The organism is Clostridium sp. Ade.TY (assembly GCF_000498355.1).
Classification (GTDB): domain Bacteria; phylum Bacillota; class Clostridia; order Clostridiales; family Clostridiaceae; genus Clostridium.
The window spans coordinates 63335-79208 of record NZ_AVSV01000011.1; the positions used below are offsets into that span (position 1 = coordinate 63335).

Sequence of the window (15874 nt, forward strand, 5' to 3'; positions counted from 1 at the left end):
TGAAACTTTAAAACAAAAAATACACAATAATTTGTTAAACGTTTCAAAAATAATTCTATAAATCTATTATAAGCAATAATAGTAAAATAATGTATGAATTATTTTGAAATTCCTTGTAAATTAAAATCGGGAACAAATTCAGTTGTATTTGTACCACTTTCTTGAATAAAAGCATTTTTTACACCTATACTTGCAGCATAATCAATTAAACTATCATAAAGTCTGGGATTTAAAGGCTTTGATAATTCTTTAAATTCAAAAGCATTAAACATAGGAGTATATTGATTCATTATGCTTATATATACGTCATCTTCAAATAAATTATATATAGTATCTATAATTTTTTTTGAATCAAATAGGAGATTTGGAAGCATTAAATGTCTTACTATAATCCCTTTTATCATTCTTCCTTTTTCATCAAATTTATTTTTACCTACCTGTTTAAACATTTCCTTTAAAATAGTAATTACATTTTCACGATATCCTGGAGCTTTTGAATATTTTAATGCATATTTATCATCAAAGTATTTAAAATCAGGTAAATAAACATCAATATAACCATCTAAAGCCTTTATAGTTTCTAAAGAATCATAACCGTTTGTATTATATAAAATTGGTAGATTAAGACCATTTTTTTTTGCTATTTTTATAGCTTCTATAATTTGAGGTACATAGTGAGTAGGTGTTACTAAATTTATATTATTAGCACCTTTATCTTGAAGTTCTAAAAATATTTCTGATAATCTTTCTATAGTTATGAATTCACCTGTGTTTTCTTGGCTTATTTCATGGTTTTGACAAAATACACATTTTAAATTGCAGTTAGAAAAAAATATAGTTCCAGATCCAGTATCTAAAGAAATTGGTGGTTCTTCCCACATATGCAAATAAGCTTTTGCAGCTTTTATTTTTTCAGATGACATACATGCTCCAACTTCATTATTTAATCTATTAACATTGCATTTTCTAATGCAAAGATTACAATTTTTTAGCATTTCCATTTTGTTATATTTCAAAAAAATCACCTCGTAGATAATATATTGAAATTATATTACTAGCTACAATGATTAGCAATCAAAGAAGATTGTAATTTTAAATTAATTAACTTAACATTATAATAATTAAAAGGGGGAGACTTCATGAATTTTATATTGGTTTTATTCTTTCAAATATTAGTATTTATATTTATATTAGTTTCAATTATAGTTAATTTAATAAAAATAATTAAAGGGAAAATATCAAAAAAATATTTTATATTAATTTTAATATTAGTAGTATGTAGTAAAATAGTTTTGATTAATATAGTAATTCCTAAAATAAAAGATATTAAATATTATTTTAGTGAGGATTATTATATAACAACAGGAGTTTGTACTAGTTTTAATAATGCAAAAGGAATAACTACATTAGAAATAAATAATATTACCTATAAAATAAATTCATGGGAAATTAAACCCAAAATAGGTGATAAATATAGATTAGAATATTTGCCAAATAGTAAGATAGTAATGAAAGTTAAAGAACTTTAAATATAATAAAATGATAATATGGATTTAAAAAATATTTTTATATAAACTTGATTAAATTTATTTTTAAGTAAATAGAAAATTTAAATATTATTGTAAAGAAAAGTATTAGGAGAGAATTTTATGATAGAGGAATTTTTAGAATATGATTATTATGATGAAGCATTTGAAAGAATTAATACTAGAAATAGAGAAATTAGAGAAATAAATTTTGATAAGTGTGTATTTAATAGATGTGATTTTTCAGGAAAAAGTTTTTTGGAAGTAACTTTTGAAGATTGCACTTTTAAAGAATGTAATATATCCCTTACAAAGTTTTATCATTCAAAGCTTAGAGGAGTTAAATTTATTGATTGTAAAATAGTTGGAGTCGATTTTACTAAATGTGATAGATTTATTTTAGATTTTGACTTTAAAAATTGTTTAGTACAAAGTTGTAGTTTTGCAGAACTTAAAATACCAAAAACAAAATTTATAGAATGTAATGTTACATCAAGTGATTTTATAAATGCTGATTTAAGAGAATCATCATTTTTAAGATCAAGTCTAGAAGATAGTATATTTGAAAATACTAATCTTTCAAAAGTTGATTTAAGGGAATGTTTAGATTATACAATTAATCCAAATAGAAATAATATAAAAAAAGCAAAGTTTAGTATGCCTGAAGTTTTAAAGTTATTAAATGAATTTGAAATTATTATAGAGTAATAAATTTGGAGGTAAATAAATGGATATACAATTAGACGATTTATATATGGATGAAGATTATATGGAAGATATAGATGAAGTTAGTAAAATAGATAAAATAATAAATGAAACAGAAAAGCCGATAACACTTAGTTTATTAAAAAATGAGTTTAAAAGAATTGGAATAGAAAAAGGTGATACAATACTCGTACATTCTTCATTAAGTAAGATTGGATGGATATGTGGAGGAGAAGTTACAGTTATAAATGCTTTAATTGAAGCTGTAGGTGAAGAAGGAACTATAGTTATGCCATCTCATAGTGGGGATATGTGTGATCCAGCTTTTTGGAGCAATCCACCAGTACCTTCTGAATGGTTTAAAGATATAAGAGAAGAAATGCCAGCCTTTGATGAAAATATTACTCCAACATATGGTATGGGTAAAATAGCAGAAGCTTTTAGAAATTTTTATGGTGTGAAAAGAAGTTATCATCCAACAGTGTCTTTTTCAGCTTGGGGAAAAAATAAAGAGTTCATAACAGATAATCATAGCTTAGAATATTCACTTGGAGAAAAATCACCTCTTGCAAGGTTTTATGAATTAGGTGGAAAAGTTATATTATTAGGAGTTGATTATGATGTTAATACGTCATTTCATTTAGCTGAATATAGAGCTAAAAATTATACTGAAACAATAAATGCATCACCGATATTAGAAAATGGTAAAAGAGTATTTAAACAATATAAAGATATAGAATTTAAAACAGAATTATTTATGTTTTTGGGAGAAGAGTTTGAAGAAAAATACAATGTTAATACTTATAATATAGGAAATGCAAATGTTAAAGTATTTAATCAAAGAGATTGTGTTGATTTTGCTGTAGAATATTTTAAAAATTGTAATTTATATTAGAAAAGTAAATTTTACAATTTGTATTCTAAAATTTACAAAAGGTAAATGGTAATTTATAGAATGAAATAGTAAAGTAAAATAGAAGGAGATGATAATTATGAAAAAATGGCCTTTTATTTTACAAGGAATTTTATTAGCAATAGTAGGCGTAATATTTCTAATGTATCCATTAGAAAGTATATTTAATTTAACTATGGTAATTGGAGCATTTGTTCTAGTTTCAGGTATTATGTCAATAATTAAAGCATTTAAATCACAGAGAAGAGGATTTTTCATATTTAATGGTATAATCGATATACTATTTGGATTAACTCTTTTATTTTCACCTATATACTCAACTCAATTCTTTGTTATATTCTTTGGAATTTGGGGATTGATAAGAGGTATATCAGCATTAGTAGCTGAATTTCAATTTAAAACAGCTGGATTTAATTTTAGAACAATATACACAATATGCTTAATAATATTAAGTGTTTTAATAATTTTATATCCAGTAATTGCATTAGCATTTACTCCAATAATAATAGGAATAAATTTAATACTATTTGCAATCTTTGAAATAATATTATCATTTGAAATATAGAAAAAATAGATAAGGAATTTTCCTTATCTATTTTTATTTATTATATAATTCTTTTATTTTCGGTGAATTAAAATATAACCCTGAAATTTTATGATTATTTTCATCAAAAGATATTGATATATTTACAGGTTCTGTTTCATCAGAAAACTTTGCTTTATAAAGCATATTTATATAGTCTTTACTCTTTTTAGCCTGTACAAACTCTAAGCTATTTTCTTCGTATGTTCCTATAGCACCTTTTATTGGCATAACTAAACTTAAAAATTCAGTTTCATTAGTTGCAATTTCTTTCATGTTATTATCAAGATTTTTTATAAAGTTATCATAATCTAAGTTATTAATAGAATTAAGTATCTCTTTAGTTATTTCATCTGAATAAGATCGAGTAGAAGAAACATCTACTTTATCATCAGAACAAGATATTAAAGTAAAACTTAAAATTGAAAAAAGAAAAACTAAAATTAGAGATTTAAACTTCAATATAAATACCTCCTAAAAAATGGAATATAATTTCAAACATTATACCACATTTTTACTAACAATTATACTTTCTGGCAACACTAAAAGGTGATGTATGATATAATATTTTAATACTAGGAAGGGAGGATGATGATTTGGATTTAAAATCATTATTAAACAAAGAGCAGTATGAAGGTGCTGTTACTGTTGATGGTCAAGTTTTAATACTTGCAGGTGCAGGTTCAGGTAAAACTAGAGTTTTAACATATAGAATGGCACATATGATAGAGGATTTAGAAATAAAGCCATGGAGTATATTAGCAATTACATTTACGAATAAAGCAGCTAGAGAAATGAAAGAAAGAGTAGAAGCACTTGTTGGGGAAAAAGCTAATGATATGTGGATTTCAACATTTCACTCAACATGCGTTAGAATACTTAGAAGAGAAATTGATAAGCTTGGATATAAATCAAGTTTTACTATATATGACACTTCAGACCAAAAAACTTTATTAAAAGAGTGTATGAAAACTTTAAATATAAATGATAAAGATATAACTCTTCAAGAAATTATGGGTAAAATCGGAAGAGCTAAAGATAATATGATTACTGCTGAAAGTTTCATGAGAGAGCATGAAAGTAATTTTAGAGAAAAGAAAATTGCTGATGTTTATGAAATGTATCAAAAGAGACTTAAGGAAAATAATGCATTGGATTTTGATGACCTTATATTTAAAACAGTAGAATTATTTAAAAAACATGATGATGTATTGGAATTTTATCAAAATAAATTTAAATATATAATGGTTGATGAGTATCAAGATACAAATGGTGCTCAATATGAATTTGTAAGGCTTTTAGCAGCAAGATATAAAAACATTTGTGTTGTTGGTGATGATGACCAGTGTATATATGCTTGGAGAGGTGCTGATGTAAGCAATATTCTTGATTTTGAAAAAGATTATCCAAACTGTAAAGTGATAAAGCTTGAACAAAACTATAGATCAAAGGGTAACATATTAGATGCAGCAAATGCTGTTATAGTAAATAACTCAAGAAGAAAAAATAAAGCACTTAGAACTGAACAAGAACAAGGAAATAAAATAAAAATATATAGAGCATACTCAGATTCAGAAGAAGGAGATTTTGTAGCAAGACAAATAATTGATACAAAGGCTAAAGATGGGGCAGAAAATAAAGATTTTGCTGTTCTTTATAGAACTAATGCTCAGTCACGTGTTTTTGAAGAAACATTTAGAAGAAGGGGTATACCTTATAAAATTGTTGGAGGAACTAAGTTCTATGATAGAAAAGAAATTAAAGATATGCTTGCATATCTTAATGTTTTAGTAAACCCTCAAGATGATATAAGTATAAAGAGAATAATAAATGTTCCAAAAAGAAGTATAGGGGATGCAACAGTAAAAAAAATTCAAGAATTTGCAGATAGCTTTGAATTAAATTTATGGGATGCACTTCAAGAAGTAAGAACAATCTCAACTCTTACTGCAAGAAATTGCGGAGCTATAGAGAAATTTACAGATCTTATGAATAATTTCGTTATAATGGCAGAAAGTATGCCAGTATCAATGCTTATAGAAGCAATTTTAAAAGATACTGGATATTTAGATGAACTTAAAAAGTCAAATGAAATAGAAGATAAGAGTAGAATAGAAAACTTAGAAGAATTAGTTTCAGATGCAGTTGAATTTGAAAGAAATAATGAAGATAAGAGTTTAGCTGCATATTTAGAAAAAGTATCATTAGTACAAGATATTAATGAAGGTGATGAAGAGGAAGATAATGCAGTAGTTCTTATGACACTTCATAGTGCAAAAGGACTTGAGTTTCCACATGTATTTATGGTTGGAATGGAAAATGGAATATTCCCAAGCATGAGTGATTTTGATAAAGAAGATCAAATGGAAGAAGCAAGAAGACTTTGTTATGTTGGAATTACAAGGGCAAAGGAAACTCTTCATATGACTTCAGCTGAGGTTAGAAGAGTATTTGGAAGAACAATGTCTTATAGTCAATCAGACTTTATTGGTGAAATAAGATCTGATTTAAGAGAATATGTTAATGAAAGAAGTGCTAATGGAGCTGCTAGAGAAGGGATGTTTGGAGGTCATGCTAAACCAAACTTTAATAACCCACATAGTCTAAGAACATCTATTAGAAATCAAAATTCAAGTAGAAAAGTAACAGAAGCTCAATCTAATAATGCTTCAAGTTCAGGTGAAATATCACTTGGAAGAAAAGTGAAGCATGAAAAGTTTGGAGAAGGAACAGTCGTTTCAGTATTACCAGCTGGAAATGATAAAAAACTTACAATAGCTTTTGATAAACAAGGTGTTAAAGTATTATTATTATCAATGGCTAATTTAGAACTTTTATAATATTAGGAGGCAAGTAAGTTTATGGATAATAGAAAAAGAATGGAAGCTCTAGTAGAAGAGTTAAATAGATATGCATATGAATACTATAGTTTAGATAATCCGTCAATTACGGATAAAGAGTATGATGAAAAATATGATGAACTTGTAGCTTTAGAGAAAGAACTTAATGAGGTACTACCTTATTCACCAACTGTTAGAGTTGGTGATGTAGTTCTTGAAGGTTTTAAAAAATATACTCACAAGGGAAGGCTTTGGAGTTTAGGAAAAGCCCAAAGTATTGAAGAAATAATAGACTGGCATAATAGAAATGTTAAGTTTGTTGAGGAAATGAGAGCGATGGGAGAAGAACTCCCAGAACTTAAATATATAGTTACAAAGAAGTTTGATGGATTAACTGTTAACTTAACATATAATAATGAAGGTATATTGGCAGTTGGAGCGACAAGAGGAACAGGAAGCGTTGGAGAAGATGTTACAGCACAGGTTAAGACTATAAAGAGTATTCCTCTTAAAGTTAATTGTAAAGATGTTTTTGAAGTTCATGGTGAAGCCATAATGACTACAGAAGCATTTGAAAAATATAATGAAGCAGCTGAAGTTCCACTTAAAAATTTAAGAAATGGTGCAGCAGGTGCATTAAGAAACTTAAATGTAAAAGAAACTGCAAGAAGAAATTTATCAGCATTTTTTTATGATGTAGGATACAAAGAAGGAAAACAATTTAAAACTTATACAGAAATGATGAATTTCATAAAAGAAATGGGATTTCCAGTAGATGATTATATAAAAGAATGTTACACAATAGATGATATTCAAAAAGAAATAGATTATATAAGAGATATTAGATTTGATTTAAATTATGATATTGATGGTCTAGTAATAGTTATTGATGATATAAGGACAAGAGAATTATTAGGATATACAGTTAAATTTCCTAAATGGGCAATAGCATATAAATTTGAAGCACAAGAAACAACAACTAAACTTTTAGATGTTGAATGGAACGTTGGTAGAAGTGGAAGAGTGTCACCAACTGCTATATTAGATCCAGTTGAACTTGCAGGTGTTACAGTAAAGAGAGCAACACTTAATAATATGGATGATATAAAAAGAAAAGGTGTAAGGATTGGTTCTGAAGTATTAGTTAGAAGAAGTAATGATGTTATACCTGAAATAATGGGAGTTAAAGAAGATTCATTAGAAGGAACAGAAGAGATAGTACCGCCAACGAACTGTCCAGCTTGTGGTAGCCATTTAGTTGAAGAGGGGGCTCATATATTCTGTGAAAATACACTTTCATGTAAACCTCAACTTGTTAAAACAATAGTTCATTATGGTTCAAGAGAAGCTATGAATATTTCAGGATTTTCAGAAAAAACAGCAGAGCAATTATTTGAAAAGCTTAATATAAAATCAATAAGTGATTTATATAAGTTAAATAAGGAAGATTTAGTTAAACTTGATAAGTTTGGAGATAAAAAAGCACAAAATCTTTTAGATGCAATCGAAGAAAGCAAGGATTGTACACTTGAAGCATTCATATATGCATTAGGAATACAAAATGTAGGAGTAAAAACGGCTAAGGATATAGTTAATAAGTTTAAGTCATTAGAAGGGCTTAAAAAGGCTACATTTGAAGAATTAGTATTAGTTCCTGATGTAGGAGATGTAGTTGCAAATTGTATAGTAGAATTTTTCCATGAAGAAAAAGTTTTAAAAACAATAGATGAACTTTTAGAGATTGGAGTAAATCCTAAGTTTGAGGAAAAAGAGATTGTTGAAAGTATATTTGAAGGTAAAACTGTTGTTGTAACAGGAACTATGGAAAAGTATTCAAGAAAAGAAATAAAAGAAAAATTAGAAACACTTGGAGCTAAAGTTGCTGGTAGTGTAAGTAAGAAGACAGATTATGTAGTATATGGTAAAGAAGCAGGCTCAAAGCTTACAAAGGCAGAAGAACTTGGAGTTAAAACTATAACAGAAGATGAATTTGAAGGTATGATAGGAGGTTAGATTGTTGAAAAAGCTAATTAATATATTAACTATTTTATTAAGTATAATAGCTTGTATAGTTATAATTTGCACTTTTTTAACCTCATATCAATTTTTATACCTTGGAGAAATATTTAATTCTTATTACGCAATACAAGTTACAGTTGTAATAACTATGTTATCTTTAGCAGCTAGATTTTGGCTTAATGAGAAAGGAAAAAATAAGTATATATACACTGGACTTAGTTTAATATTATCTATACTTATAATGTCATTTATATTTGGAACTGTTAGATAATAAAAAATTAAACGTAAAAAGCTTCTATATAGATATAGAAGCTTTTTTATTTATAATCTTTTTTTTCAAAGTCTTTTACATTAGTTAAATCAGGAATTATAAATTCATCATTTGAAGCTTCTTCGTTTAAAAAACTTTCATAAGAAAAATCTTTTTTGTTTTCAGAAAGCATATCTAGCTTTTGACTTATTTTTTCTAAAATATAATTTTTATAACGAATTTGATTGTAAGCTTTTAAAGCTACAATGAAAAGCCATATACCAATGAACATGAAAGTTAGCATAAAGATAATGCCTATTATAGATACTGTGGCAGCCAAAAAAGTCATTTTATCTCCTCCTTAAAATATAGCTTTATTATAACATACTAGGTTTATAAATTTAACATATTATAAAAATATTGCTTATGTTGATTAGAAATATACATATGTGACAATAATTATGATAACTTTAGAAAAGGAGATTGAGTAAGGGTGAAGAAGTTTTTACTGCCAAGTGCAATTATAGGTGTAATATTAATATTTTTATTAAGTTTTATAGAGATAGAAAAAATAGCATCTTCTAAAGATTCAGGGATTATTTTATATGCAGTTAACTCAATTCCAAATGAGTTGAAAGATGTAAGTAAATTATCGACTAGAGAAGAAGATGTAATTTGTGCAACTAGTAAAGGTTTAGTTGAAAAAAATAATGAAGGGAAAATAGTTCCTTCTCTAGCTACTGAAATAAGTGTTAAAGATGATGGCATAGAATATGAATTTAAAATAAGAGATGATGCTTATTGGAGTGATGGTAGTAGAATAACTGCAGAAGATATAAGAGAATTTTTTAAAGAGTTATTAAAAGAAGAGTCAGATGAAAATATAAACTCATTTTTAAATGTATATGGAGCAAAGGAATTTAGAAAAGGAAATATTACATTTGAAAATGGAGTAGCTATTAATGCTAAAGATAATATATTAATTATTAGGTTAAATAATAAAGATGATAAATTTTTAGAAGAACTTACTAAGCCTCAGTATAGGTTGAGGAAATATTTAATGATGTGGGATAACATTAAACAAAATCATAAAAGTATAATATATTCAGGTGAATATTATATAAGTGATGTTAATGATGAAGGTGTATTTTTAGAAAAAAATAAAAATAGTGAAACAGATTCACCAGATGCAATAAAAATAATTTCAGATGAAAATGAAGAGTTATCAATGGCGGCGTTTGAAATAGGAGATAGAGATTTAGTTGTAGATCCTCCAAATACAGAGTTAAATAGATTAGAAGATGAAGGAAGACTAAAAACATTTTCTTCTGATAATGGTAAATATATAGCATTAAATTCAGATGATGAAAAATTACCACTGTCAGTTAGAAAAATAATATATTATACTTTAAATTCATCTATGCTAGATTATAAAGAAGAAAATAATAATTATTTAGAGCTTACTGAATGTAGTTACTTTAGAGGTGATAAGGATAATTTAAATAAATTACAATCAAGAAAAGTAATGACTAATAAAACTTCTGCAAAGCTTCCAGAAGTTATAACTATATTAGCAAAAGATAATAATGAGAATAGAGCTTTATGTAAGTATATACAATCATGGTTTGATTCAAATACAGATAGCAATATAAGATATACATTAACTACAGAAGATGGATTTAATAATTTAGAATTAAGAAAAAGGTATGATATATTAATAGTTGATTCAGTAGCAAATACAAATAATAGAGTAGGATTTTATGAAAGTTTAAAGCCGTATTATACAGATAAAGAAGAAAGTATTTATGAAAAAGAGATAAATGGCAAAAGAGAGTTTAATGAACTAGAATCAAATTTATTTAATAATTATAGAATATTACCATTACTATTTGAAAATAAAAACGTTGCTATATCTAGTGAAATTGAAAATATAGAATTTGATTGGAATGGGAATATAAAATTTGAAACATTAAAATAAATAAGGTTAAGCCTATCTTTTGTAATTCAAAAGATAAGCTTAACCTGTTTTTATATAAATAAATTTATAAATTAAAAAACTATTCTGTATATTTACTATCTTCATTTAAGTCTTCTGAATTAGAATCATCAGATAGGTTTAAGGAATTATCTGTAGTATTAATAATATTATTATCAGTTTCATTTAAGTTATCTACATCAGTATCTAATAAATTTAATTTTCTAAAGAAGTCATCTTTAAAAAAATCAATAAACATATAAAATAAAAACATATTTTTATAACTATCAAAAGTTTTTTTGTCAGATGTTTTAAATTCTTCTTTTTTCCTAGAATAAACAGTATTTTTTAAGAATATAGGAGCCATGCCCGTTGTTGATAAAGATGGTAGATTTGGCATCCTAAAAAATGTTTCATCTAACATATCTTTAGAAAGTGTACTGAAATTAATATATCTTTCTTCATTATCTAAATCAGGAGCATCTGGCCAACTAGTAATAATGCTAGAATTTAGAATGTACTTTTTATATATTTTGGAAATAGTAGGGTTATATTCTCTTAAAGTATCAGATGCATTAGAATACATTATTATAGATAATAAGTAAAAGCATATATCAAATGATGTATATTTAATTTCTTTTTTTGAAGTTAAATTTTCTATGACATTATTATCTTCATCATAAAGAGAAAGAAGTTTATCCATTATTTCGCAGTATTTGTCTTTAAAAGTTACTAGGTTAGTATGTTCATAAGAATACATTAAATTAATTGCAAGTAATGCAGGGTTATCTAATGATTCAACATAATAATTTTTTTCATCAAATTTATTGCTCATAAATTCGCTTAAGTCTATAATTAAAGGAATTATATTTTCATTTTTAGAGTTTTTGTAATAAATATTAAAAGCAAGTAGAGTTTTAATTCCCTCATCAAAAGATAAATTATAAAGTGCTTCTTTGTAATCTAAAAACATTTGCAATATTTGGTTAGAAAATTCTTTGTAATCTGATTTTACCTTATCATCATCTTCATATTTAGAATATAAATAATAAGCATTCATCATAAATGCTTGATCACTAAATGCAAATTTTCTATTTTTATCAACTAAATTACTTTCTTTAGATGAAGCTTCAAAAAGACTTTTTTTAGAAATAAAAATCCCTTCATTATTTCTTAAATTATCATAATAAAAATCAAGTTGTTCATGAGCTAATTGTCTATATCCTTTTGCTAGTTGATAATCATTAGAATCTTTACTTAAAAATGAATAATAATCACTAAGTTCTAATAATGACATAGTAAGCAATGCATTTGTTGTAGGAATAACTTCACGCTTAAAAGATGATGAATCGAAGCCGTTTGAAGTTTTATTATGCATAAAAATTGGAGATGATTTTTTATATAAACAGAGTACTGGAGAAAATTTACTTAATATGCTAATATCTTTTGTAGATGCAATTTTTTTTGCACTTCTAGAAGATAAAGTATATCCACATTTAGAATTAAGAGCGAGTAGCTTTACAGCTTCTTTTGATAAGTGAAAAAGCTGCCCACATATTTCACATTGTGATAAGCTATTCATTCGAAAAAATGGACCTATATATCTCAAAATATTTCACCTCATATTATAATTCTTATAATAATTAATATGAGACAAAATCAAAAAAAGTGCATAAAACTAAAAAATGATACAAAGTATATATAAAATATTTTAGATTAAATTAAATAAAGGGAGGCGATTTTAGTGAGAATAGATGGAAGAAGAAATGATCAAGTAAGACCCACTAAAATAACTAGAAACTATACAAAATATGCAGAAGGTTCTGTATTTATAGAAGTTGGGGATACAAAAGTTCTTTGTAACGTATCTATTGAAGATAAAGTACCACCATTTTTAAAAGGCTCAGGAGAAGGTTGGATTACAGCAGAATATAATATGCTTCCTAGATCAACTGGAACAAGAAAAATTAGAGATATAGCTAGATTAAAAATAGATGGAAGAACTATGGAGATACAAAGATTAATAGGAAGAGCATTAAGATCTGTTGTTGATTTAAAAGCTTTAGGCGAAAAAACTTTATGGATAGACTGTGATGTTATACAAGCAGATGGTGGAACAAGAACAACCTCAATAACTGGTGCATTTGTTGCTATGGTTGATGCTGTAAATAAACTTCATAAGGAAAAGCCTTTTAAAGTATATCCAATAAGAAGCTTTGTTGCAGCTACAAGCATAGGTATAGTAAATGATAATAAAATTATAGATTTATGCTATGAAGAAGATTCAAATGCAAAAGTAGATATGAATATAATTGGAACTCATGAAGGAGAATTTGTTGAGGTTCAAGGAACAGGTGAAGAATCTCCTATGACAAGAAGTGAACTTAATGAATTATTAGACTTAGGAGAAAAGGGATTAAAGCAAATGATAGAGATTCAAAAAAATGCTCTCAAGATGGATGCTTTATGGATTGGAACAGGAGGTCAATAAATGAAAAAGTTAATATTGGCTAGTAATAATCAAAAGAAAATAAAAGAAATAAAAAATATATTAAAAGATACTGATTTAGAAGTGAAATCTTTAAAGGATGAAAATATAAATATTGATGTTTGTGAAGATGGGACTACATTTAAAGAAAATGCTACAAAAAAAGCTAGCGAAATAAGAGAATATTTATTAAATAGGGGAGATAGTAACTTTATAGTTCTAGCTGATGATTCAGGACTGGAAGTAGACTATTTAAATGGAGAACCTGGTATATATTCAGCAAGATATGCTGGAGAGCATGGAAATGATAGTGAAAATAATAAAAAATTATTAGAGAAATTAAATGGTGTACCTATGGAAAATAGAGGAGCTAAATTTGTATGTCATTTAACATTAATAAATTCAAATGGTAAAAGTTTAGATATATGTGGCGAAGTTAAAGGGAAAATAATTGAAAGTTTGAATGGTGAAGGTGGATTTGGATATGATCCATTATTTTATTACGAAAGTTTCAATAAAACATTTGGAGAAATATCAGCAGAAGAAAAAAATAAGGTTAGTCATAGAGGAATTGCATTAGAGGAATTAAAAGAACGTATTGCTGATATATTATAGGAGGTATTATGTTAATAGCAGTAGTTAGTGATACTCATAGAATTAAAGAATATATTGATATTGTAAAAGAAAAAATATCAAAAGCAGATGTTTTGATACATTTAGGAGATAATGTTGATGATGTTTTAGAATTATCAAAAGTATTTAATGGTGAAGTATATGCTGTATTAGGAAATTGTGATTATTCAAATGAATATCCTATAGAGAGAAATATTAATATAGGTGGAGTAAAAATATTTGCAACACATGGACATAAGTATAGAGTTAAGTATGATTTAAATAATATATATTATAGAGCTCAAGAATTAAATGCAGATATAGCACTTTTTGGCCATACTCATCAAGAACTTATAATTAATCATAATGGCATAACATTAATGAATCCTGGTAGTGTTTCTTTACCAAGAGGTAGGGGGAGACACATAGGATTTATAGAAATTGAAGAAGGAAAAGAGCCAAATATATACTTAGAAAGTATATAAGAATACTAATATGTGATTAAATTATTAATAAAATGATTAGTTTATTAATAATTTAATTCTAAAACAAGCTATATGATGAAAAAATGTAAAGTATTAAATTTAACTAGAATTTTTTTAGAAAAAGTATTGACGGATTAAGCTTCATACTGTAGAATAGTCATTGTCGTTGCGAGAGAGAACAAGCGAAACGGAAAGTTCATAAGCAATAGATAATGACTCTTCGGGGTGTGGCGCAGATGGTAGCGCGCATGGTTTGGGACCATGAGGTCGCAGGTTCGAGACCTGTCACCCCGACCACTTAAAAATTTGTCGAAAAAATGCTTGACAAATTAAGAAAAAACCTGTATAAATAATAAGGCAGGTTGATTGCAAGAATTTAATCGAAAGATTTAAGTTTAATATGCGGGTGTAGCTCAATGGTAGAGCCCTAGCCTTCCAAGCTAGTTACGAGGGTTCGATTCCCTTCACCCGCTCCACTTTGAAAAGAACTTTTCAAAAAAAAAGTTCTTGACAAAAAACACTGAATGGTTTATAATAATAAACGTTCTGAAATGCGTTTTTAGCTCAGCTGGATAGAGCAACGCCCTTCTAAGGCGTGGGCCAGGGGTTCGAATCCCTTAAAACGCACCATTTCGGGGTGTGGCGCAGATGGTAGCGCGCATGGTTTGGGACCATGAGGTCGCAGGTTCGAGACCTGTCACCCCGACCACTTTAAATCAAGTTTTTACTTGATAATACAAGTTGAAGCTTGTATAAATAATAAGGCATTTAATTATTAACTTAATGATTAATGTGTAAAAAATAAATATGCGGGTGTAGCTCAATGGTAGAGCCCTAGCCTTCCAAGCTAGTTACGAGGGTTCGATTCCCTTCACCCGCTCCACTAAATGCGTTTTTAGCTCAGCTGGATAGAGCAACGCCCTTCTAAGGCGTGGGCCAGGGGTTCGAATCCCTTAAAACGCACCATATGGTGAACGTAGTTCAGTTGGTAGAGCGCCAGTTTGTGGCACTGGTTGTCGTGGGTTCGAGTCCCATCGTTCACCCCATACAGGGATATCGCCAAGTGGTAAGGCACCACACTTTGACTGTGGTATTCGTAGGTTCGAATCCTGCTATCCCTGCCAAATACAAGGTTCACTAGCTCAGTCGGTAGAGCACATGACTTTTAATCATGGTGTCCCGGGTTCGATTCCCGGGTGAGCCACCAATTTAATTGAAGTATGCAGATGTGGCGGAATTGGCAGACGCACTAGACTTAGGATCTAGCGCCTACGGCGTGGGGGTTCGACTCCCTTCATCTGCACCACAATTAAATTTAAAAAATGCGGAAATGGCTCAATGGTAGAGCGCCACCTTGCCAAGGTGGATGTTGCGGGTTCGAGTCCCGTTTTCCGCTCCAGATATGCGGGTGTAGCTCAATGGTAGAGCCCTAGCCTTCCAAGCTAGTTACGAGGGTTCGATTCCCTTCACCCGCTCCA

The 15874-nt window shown here is 27.9% G+C and carries 15 protein-coding genes and 12 tRNA genes; 23 read left to right on the plus strand and 4 right to left on the minus strand.

Annotated features, from left to right (window positions below; translation table 11 throughout):
• Positions 1 to 98: 98 nt before the first annotated feature.
• The gene (locus O212_RS0104190) at positions 99 to 1001 is read right to left on the minus strand and encodes a radical SAM protein (RefSeq protein WP_029699167.1); all 903 of its coding nucleotides are present in this window, start codon (positions 999 to 1001) and stop codon (positions 99 to 101) included.
• Positions 1002 to 1139: 138 nt separating this feature from the next.
• On the opposite strand from O212_RS0104190, the gene O212_RS0104195 reads away from it, so the two are divergent.
• The 4 genes from O212_RS0104195 (at position 1140) to O212_RS0104210 (ending at position 3709) form a co-directional block, all read left to right on the plus strand.
• Positions 1140 to 1529 (plus strand): hypothetical protein, encoded by a 390-nt coding sequence (locus O212_RS0104195; RefSeq protein WP_024613907.1) that lies wholly within the window; start codon positions 1140 to 1142, stop codon positions 1527 to 1529.
• A gap of 120 nt (positions 1530 to 1649) precedes the next feature.
• Positions 1650 to 2234, plus strand: coding sequence for a pentapeptide repeat-containing protein (locus tag O212_RS0104200; RefSeq protein ID WP_029699169.1), 585 nt, complete (start codon positions 1650 to 1652; stop codon positions 2232 to 2234).
• 19 nt (positions 2235 to 2253) lie between these two features.
• Positions 2254 to 3126, plus strand: coding sequence for an AAC(3) family N-acetyltransferase (locus tag O212_RS0104205; protein WP_242829555.1), 873 nt, complete (start codon positions 2254 to 2256; stop codon positions 3124 to 3126).
• A gap of 97 nt (positions 3127 to 3223) precedes the next feature.
• Positions 3224 to 3709 carry a DUF308 domain-containing protein gene (locus O212_RS0104210; RefSeq protein WP_024613910.1) on the plus strand — a complete coding sequence of 162 codons (486 nt, stop codon included), beginning with the start codon at positions 3224 to 3226 and terminating at the stop codon, positions 3707 to 3709.
• Between the two features lie 33 nt (positions 3710 to 3742).
• Here O212_RS0104210 and O212_RS0104215 read toward each other — a convergent pair whose 3' ends face one another.
• A complete protein-coding gene (locus O212_RS0104215; RefSeq protein WP_024613911.1) occupies positions 3743 to 4189 on the minus strand; it encodes a DUF3887 domain-containing protein in 447 nt (148 codons plus the stop codon).
• 134 nt (positions 4190 to 4323) lie between these two features.
• Here O212_RS0104215 and pcrA point away from each other — a divergent pair, with 134 nt between their 5' ends.
• From pcrA to O212_RS0104230, 3 genes are read left to right on the plus strand one after another with little or no spacing between them, the layout of a single operon-like run.
• A complete protein-coding gene (gene pcrA, locus O212_RS0104220) occupies positions 4324 to 6567 on the plus strand; it encodes a DNA helicase PcrA (protein ID WP_024613912.1) in 2244 nt (747 codons plus the stop codon).
• A gap of 21 nt (positions 6568 to 6588) precedes the next feature.
• A complete protein-coding gene (gene ligA, locus O212_RS0104225) occupies positions 6589 to 8580 on the plus strand; it encodes an NAD-dependent DNA ligase LigA (RefSeq protein ID WP_024613913.1) in 1992 nt (663 codons plus the stop codon).
• A 4-nt stretch (positions 8581 to 8584) separates the two neighbouring features.
• Positions 8585 to 8857, plus strand: coding sequence for a hypothetical protein (locus tag O212_RS0104230; RefSeq protein ID WP_024613914.1), 273 nt, complete (start codon positions 8585 to 8587; stop codon positions 8855 to 8857).
• A gap of 46 nt (positions 8858 to 8903) precedes the next feature.
• Here the strand turns inward: O212_RS0104230 and O212_RS0104235 are convergent, their stop codons facing one another.
• Complete coding sequence (locus O212_RS0104235) at positions 8904 to 9185, minus strand: hypothetical protein (protein ID WP_024613915.1); 282 nt, start codon at positions 9183 to 9185, stop codon at positions 8904 to 8906.
• Positions 9186 to 9329: 144 nt separating this feature from the next.
• Here O212_RS0104235 and O212_RS0104240 point away from each other — a divergent pair, with 144 nt between their 5' ends.
• Complete coding sequence (locus tag O212_RS0104240; protein WP_024613916.1) at positions 9330 to 10814, plus strand: ABC transporter substrate-binding protein; 1485 nt, start codon at positions 9330 to 9332, stop codon at positions 10812 to 10814.
• A 79-nt stretch (positions 10815 to 10893) separates the two neighbouring features.
• On the opposite strand, the gene O212_RS0104245 is transcribed toward O212_RS0104240, so the two are convergent.
• Entirely contained in the window at positions 10894 to 12420 is a 1527-nt protein-coding gene (locus O212_RS0104245) for a hypothetical protein (protein WP_024613917.1), read from the minus strand.
• Between the two features lie 135 nt (positions 12421 to 12555).
• On the opposite strand from O212_RS0104245, the gene rph reads away from it, so the two are divergent.
• The 15 genes from rph (at position 12556) to O212_RS0104320 (ending at position 15874) form a co-directional block, all read left to right on the plus strand.
• Positions 12556 to 13302 carry a ribonuclease PH gene (rph, locus tag O212_RS0104250; RefSeq protein ID WP_024613918.1) on the plus strand — a complete coding sequence of 249 codons (747 nt, stop codon included), beginning with the start codon at positions 12556 to 12558 and terminating at the stop codon, positions 13300 to 13302.
• A complete protein-coding gene (locus O212_RS0104255; protein ID WP_024613919.1) occupies positions 13303 to 13914 on the plus strand; it encodes an XTP/dITP diphosphatase in 612 nt (203 codons plus the stop codon). It abuts the gene before it with no gap.
• 8 nt (positions 13915 to 13922) lie between these two features.
• The gene (locus tag O212_RS0104260; RefSeq protein WP_024613920.1) at positions 13923 to 14396 is read left to right on the plus strand and encodes a metallophosphoesterase; all 474 of its coding nucleotides are present in this window, start codon (positions 13923 to 13925) and stop codon (positions 14394 to 14396) included.
• Between the two features lie 221 nt (positions 14397 to 14617).
• Positions 14618 to 14693, plus strand: a tRNA-Pro gene (locus O212_RS0104265).
• Between the two features lie 105 nt (positions 14694 to 14798).
• Positions 14799 to 14872, plus strand: a tRNA-Gly gene (locus tag O212_RS0104270).
• Positions 14873 to 14949: 77 nt separating this feature from the next.
• Positions 14950 to 15026 (plus strand) — tRNA-Arg (locus O212_RS0104275).
• Between the two features lie 3 nt (positions 15027 to 15029).
• Positions 15030 to 15105 (plus strand) — tRNA-Pro (locus tag O212_RS0104280).
• A gap of 100 nt (positions 15106 to 15205) precedes the next feature.
• A tRNA-Gly gene (locus O212_RS0104285) sits at positions 15206 to 15279 on the plus strand.
• A 6-nt stretch (positions 15280 to 15285) separates the two neighbouring features.
• Positions 15286 to 15362, plus strand: a tRNA-Arg gene (locus tag O212_RS0104290).
• A 4-nt stretch (positions 15363 to 15366) separates the two neighbouring features.
• Positions 15367 to 15442 (plus strand) — tRNA-His (locus tag O212_RS0104295).
• A gap of 3 nt (positions 15443 to 15445) precedes the next feature.
• Positions 15446 to 15520 (plus strand) — tRNA-Gln (locus O212_RS0104300).
• 7 nt (positions 15521 to 15527) lie between these two features.
• Positions 15528 to 15603 (plus strand) — tRNA-Lys (locus tag O212_RS0104305).
• A 15-nt stretch (positions 15604 to 15618) separates the two neighbouring features.
• Positions 15619 to 15702: transfer RNA gene (locus O212_RS0104310), tRNA-Leu, on the plus strand.
• Positions 15703 to 15720: 18 nt separating this feature from the next.
• Positions 15721 to 15795 (plus strand) — tRNA-Gly (locus O212_RS0104315).
• Positions 15796 to 15800: 5 nt separating this feature from the next.
• A tRNA-Gly gene (locus O212_RS0104320) sits at positions 15801 to 15874 on the plus strand.

What these genes read in the sequence shown, in the direction of transcription:
- O212_RS0104190 (WP_029699167.1), bottom strand. Translation starts at nt 1,001, where the DNA reads ATGGAAATGCTAAAAAATTGTAATCTTTGCATTAGAAAATGCAATGTT.
- O212_RS0104195 (WP_024613907.1), top strand. Translation starts at nt 1,140, where the DNA reads ATGAATTTTATATTGGTTTTATTCTTTCAAATATTAGTATTTATATTT.
- O212_RS0104200 (WP_029699169.1), top strand. Translation starts at nt 1,650, where the DNA reads ATGATAGAGGAATTTTTAGAATATGATTATTATGATGAAGCATTTGAA.
- O212_RS0104205 (WP_242829555.1), top strand. Translation starts at nt 2,254, where the DNA reads ATGGATATACAATTAGACGATTTATATATGGATGAAGATTATATGGAA.
- O212_RS0104210 (WP_024613910.1), top strand. Translation starts at nt 3,224, where the DNA reads ATGAAAAAATGGCCTTTTATTTTACAAGGAATTTTATTAGCAATAGTA.
- ligA (WP_024613913.1), top strand. Translation starts at nt 6,589, where the DNA reads ATGGATAATAGAAAAAGAATGGAAGCTCTAGTAGAAGAGTTAAATAGA.
- O212_RS0104235 (WP_024613915.1), bottom strand. Translation starts at nt 9,185, where the DNA reads ATGACTTTTTTGGCTGCCACAGTATCTATAATAGGCATTATCTTTATG.
- O212_RS0104255 (WP_024613919.1), top strand. Translation starts at nt 13,303, where the DNA reads ATGAAAAAGTTAATATTGGCTAGTAATAATCAAAAGAAAATAAAAGAA.
- O212_RS0104260 (WP_024613920.1), top strand. Translation starts at nt 13,923, where the DNA reads ATGTTAATAGCAGTAGTTAGTGATACTCATAGAATTAAAGAATATATT.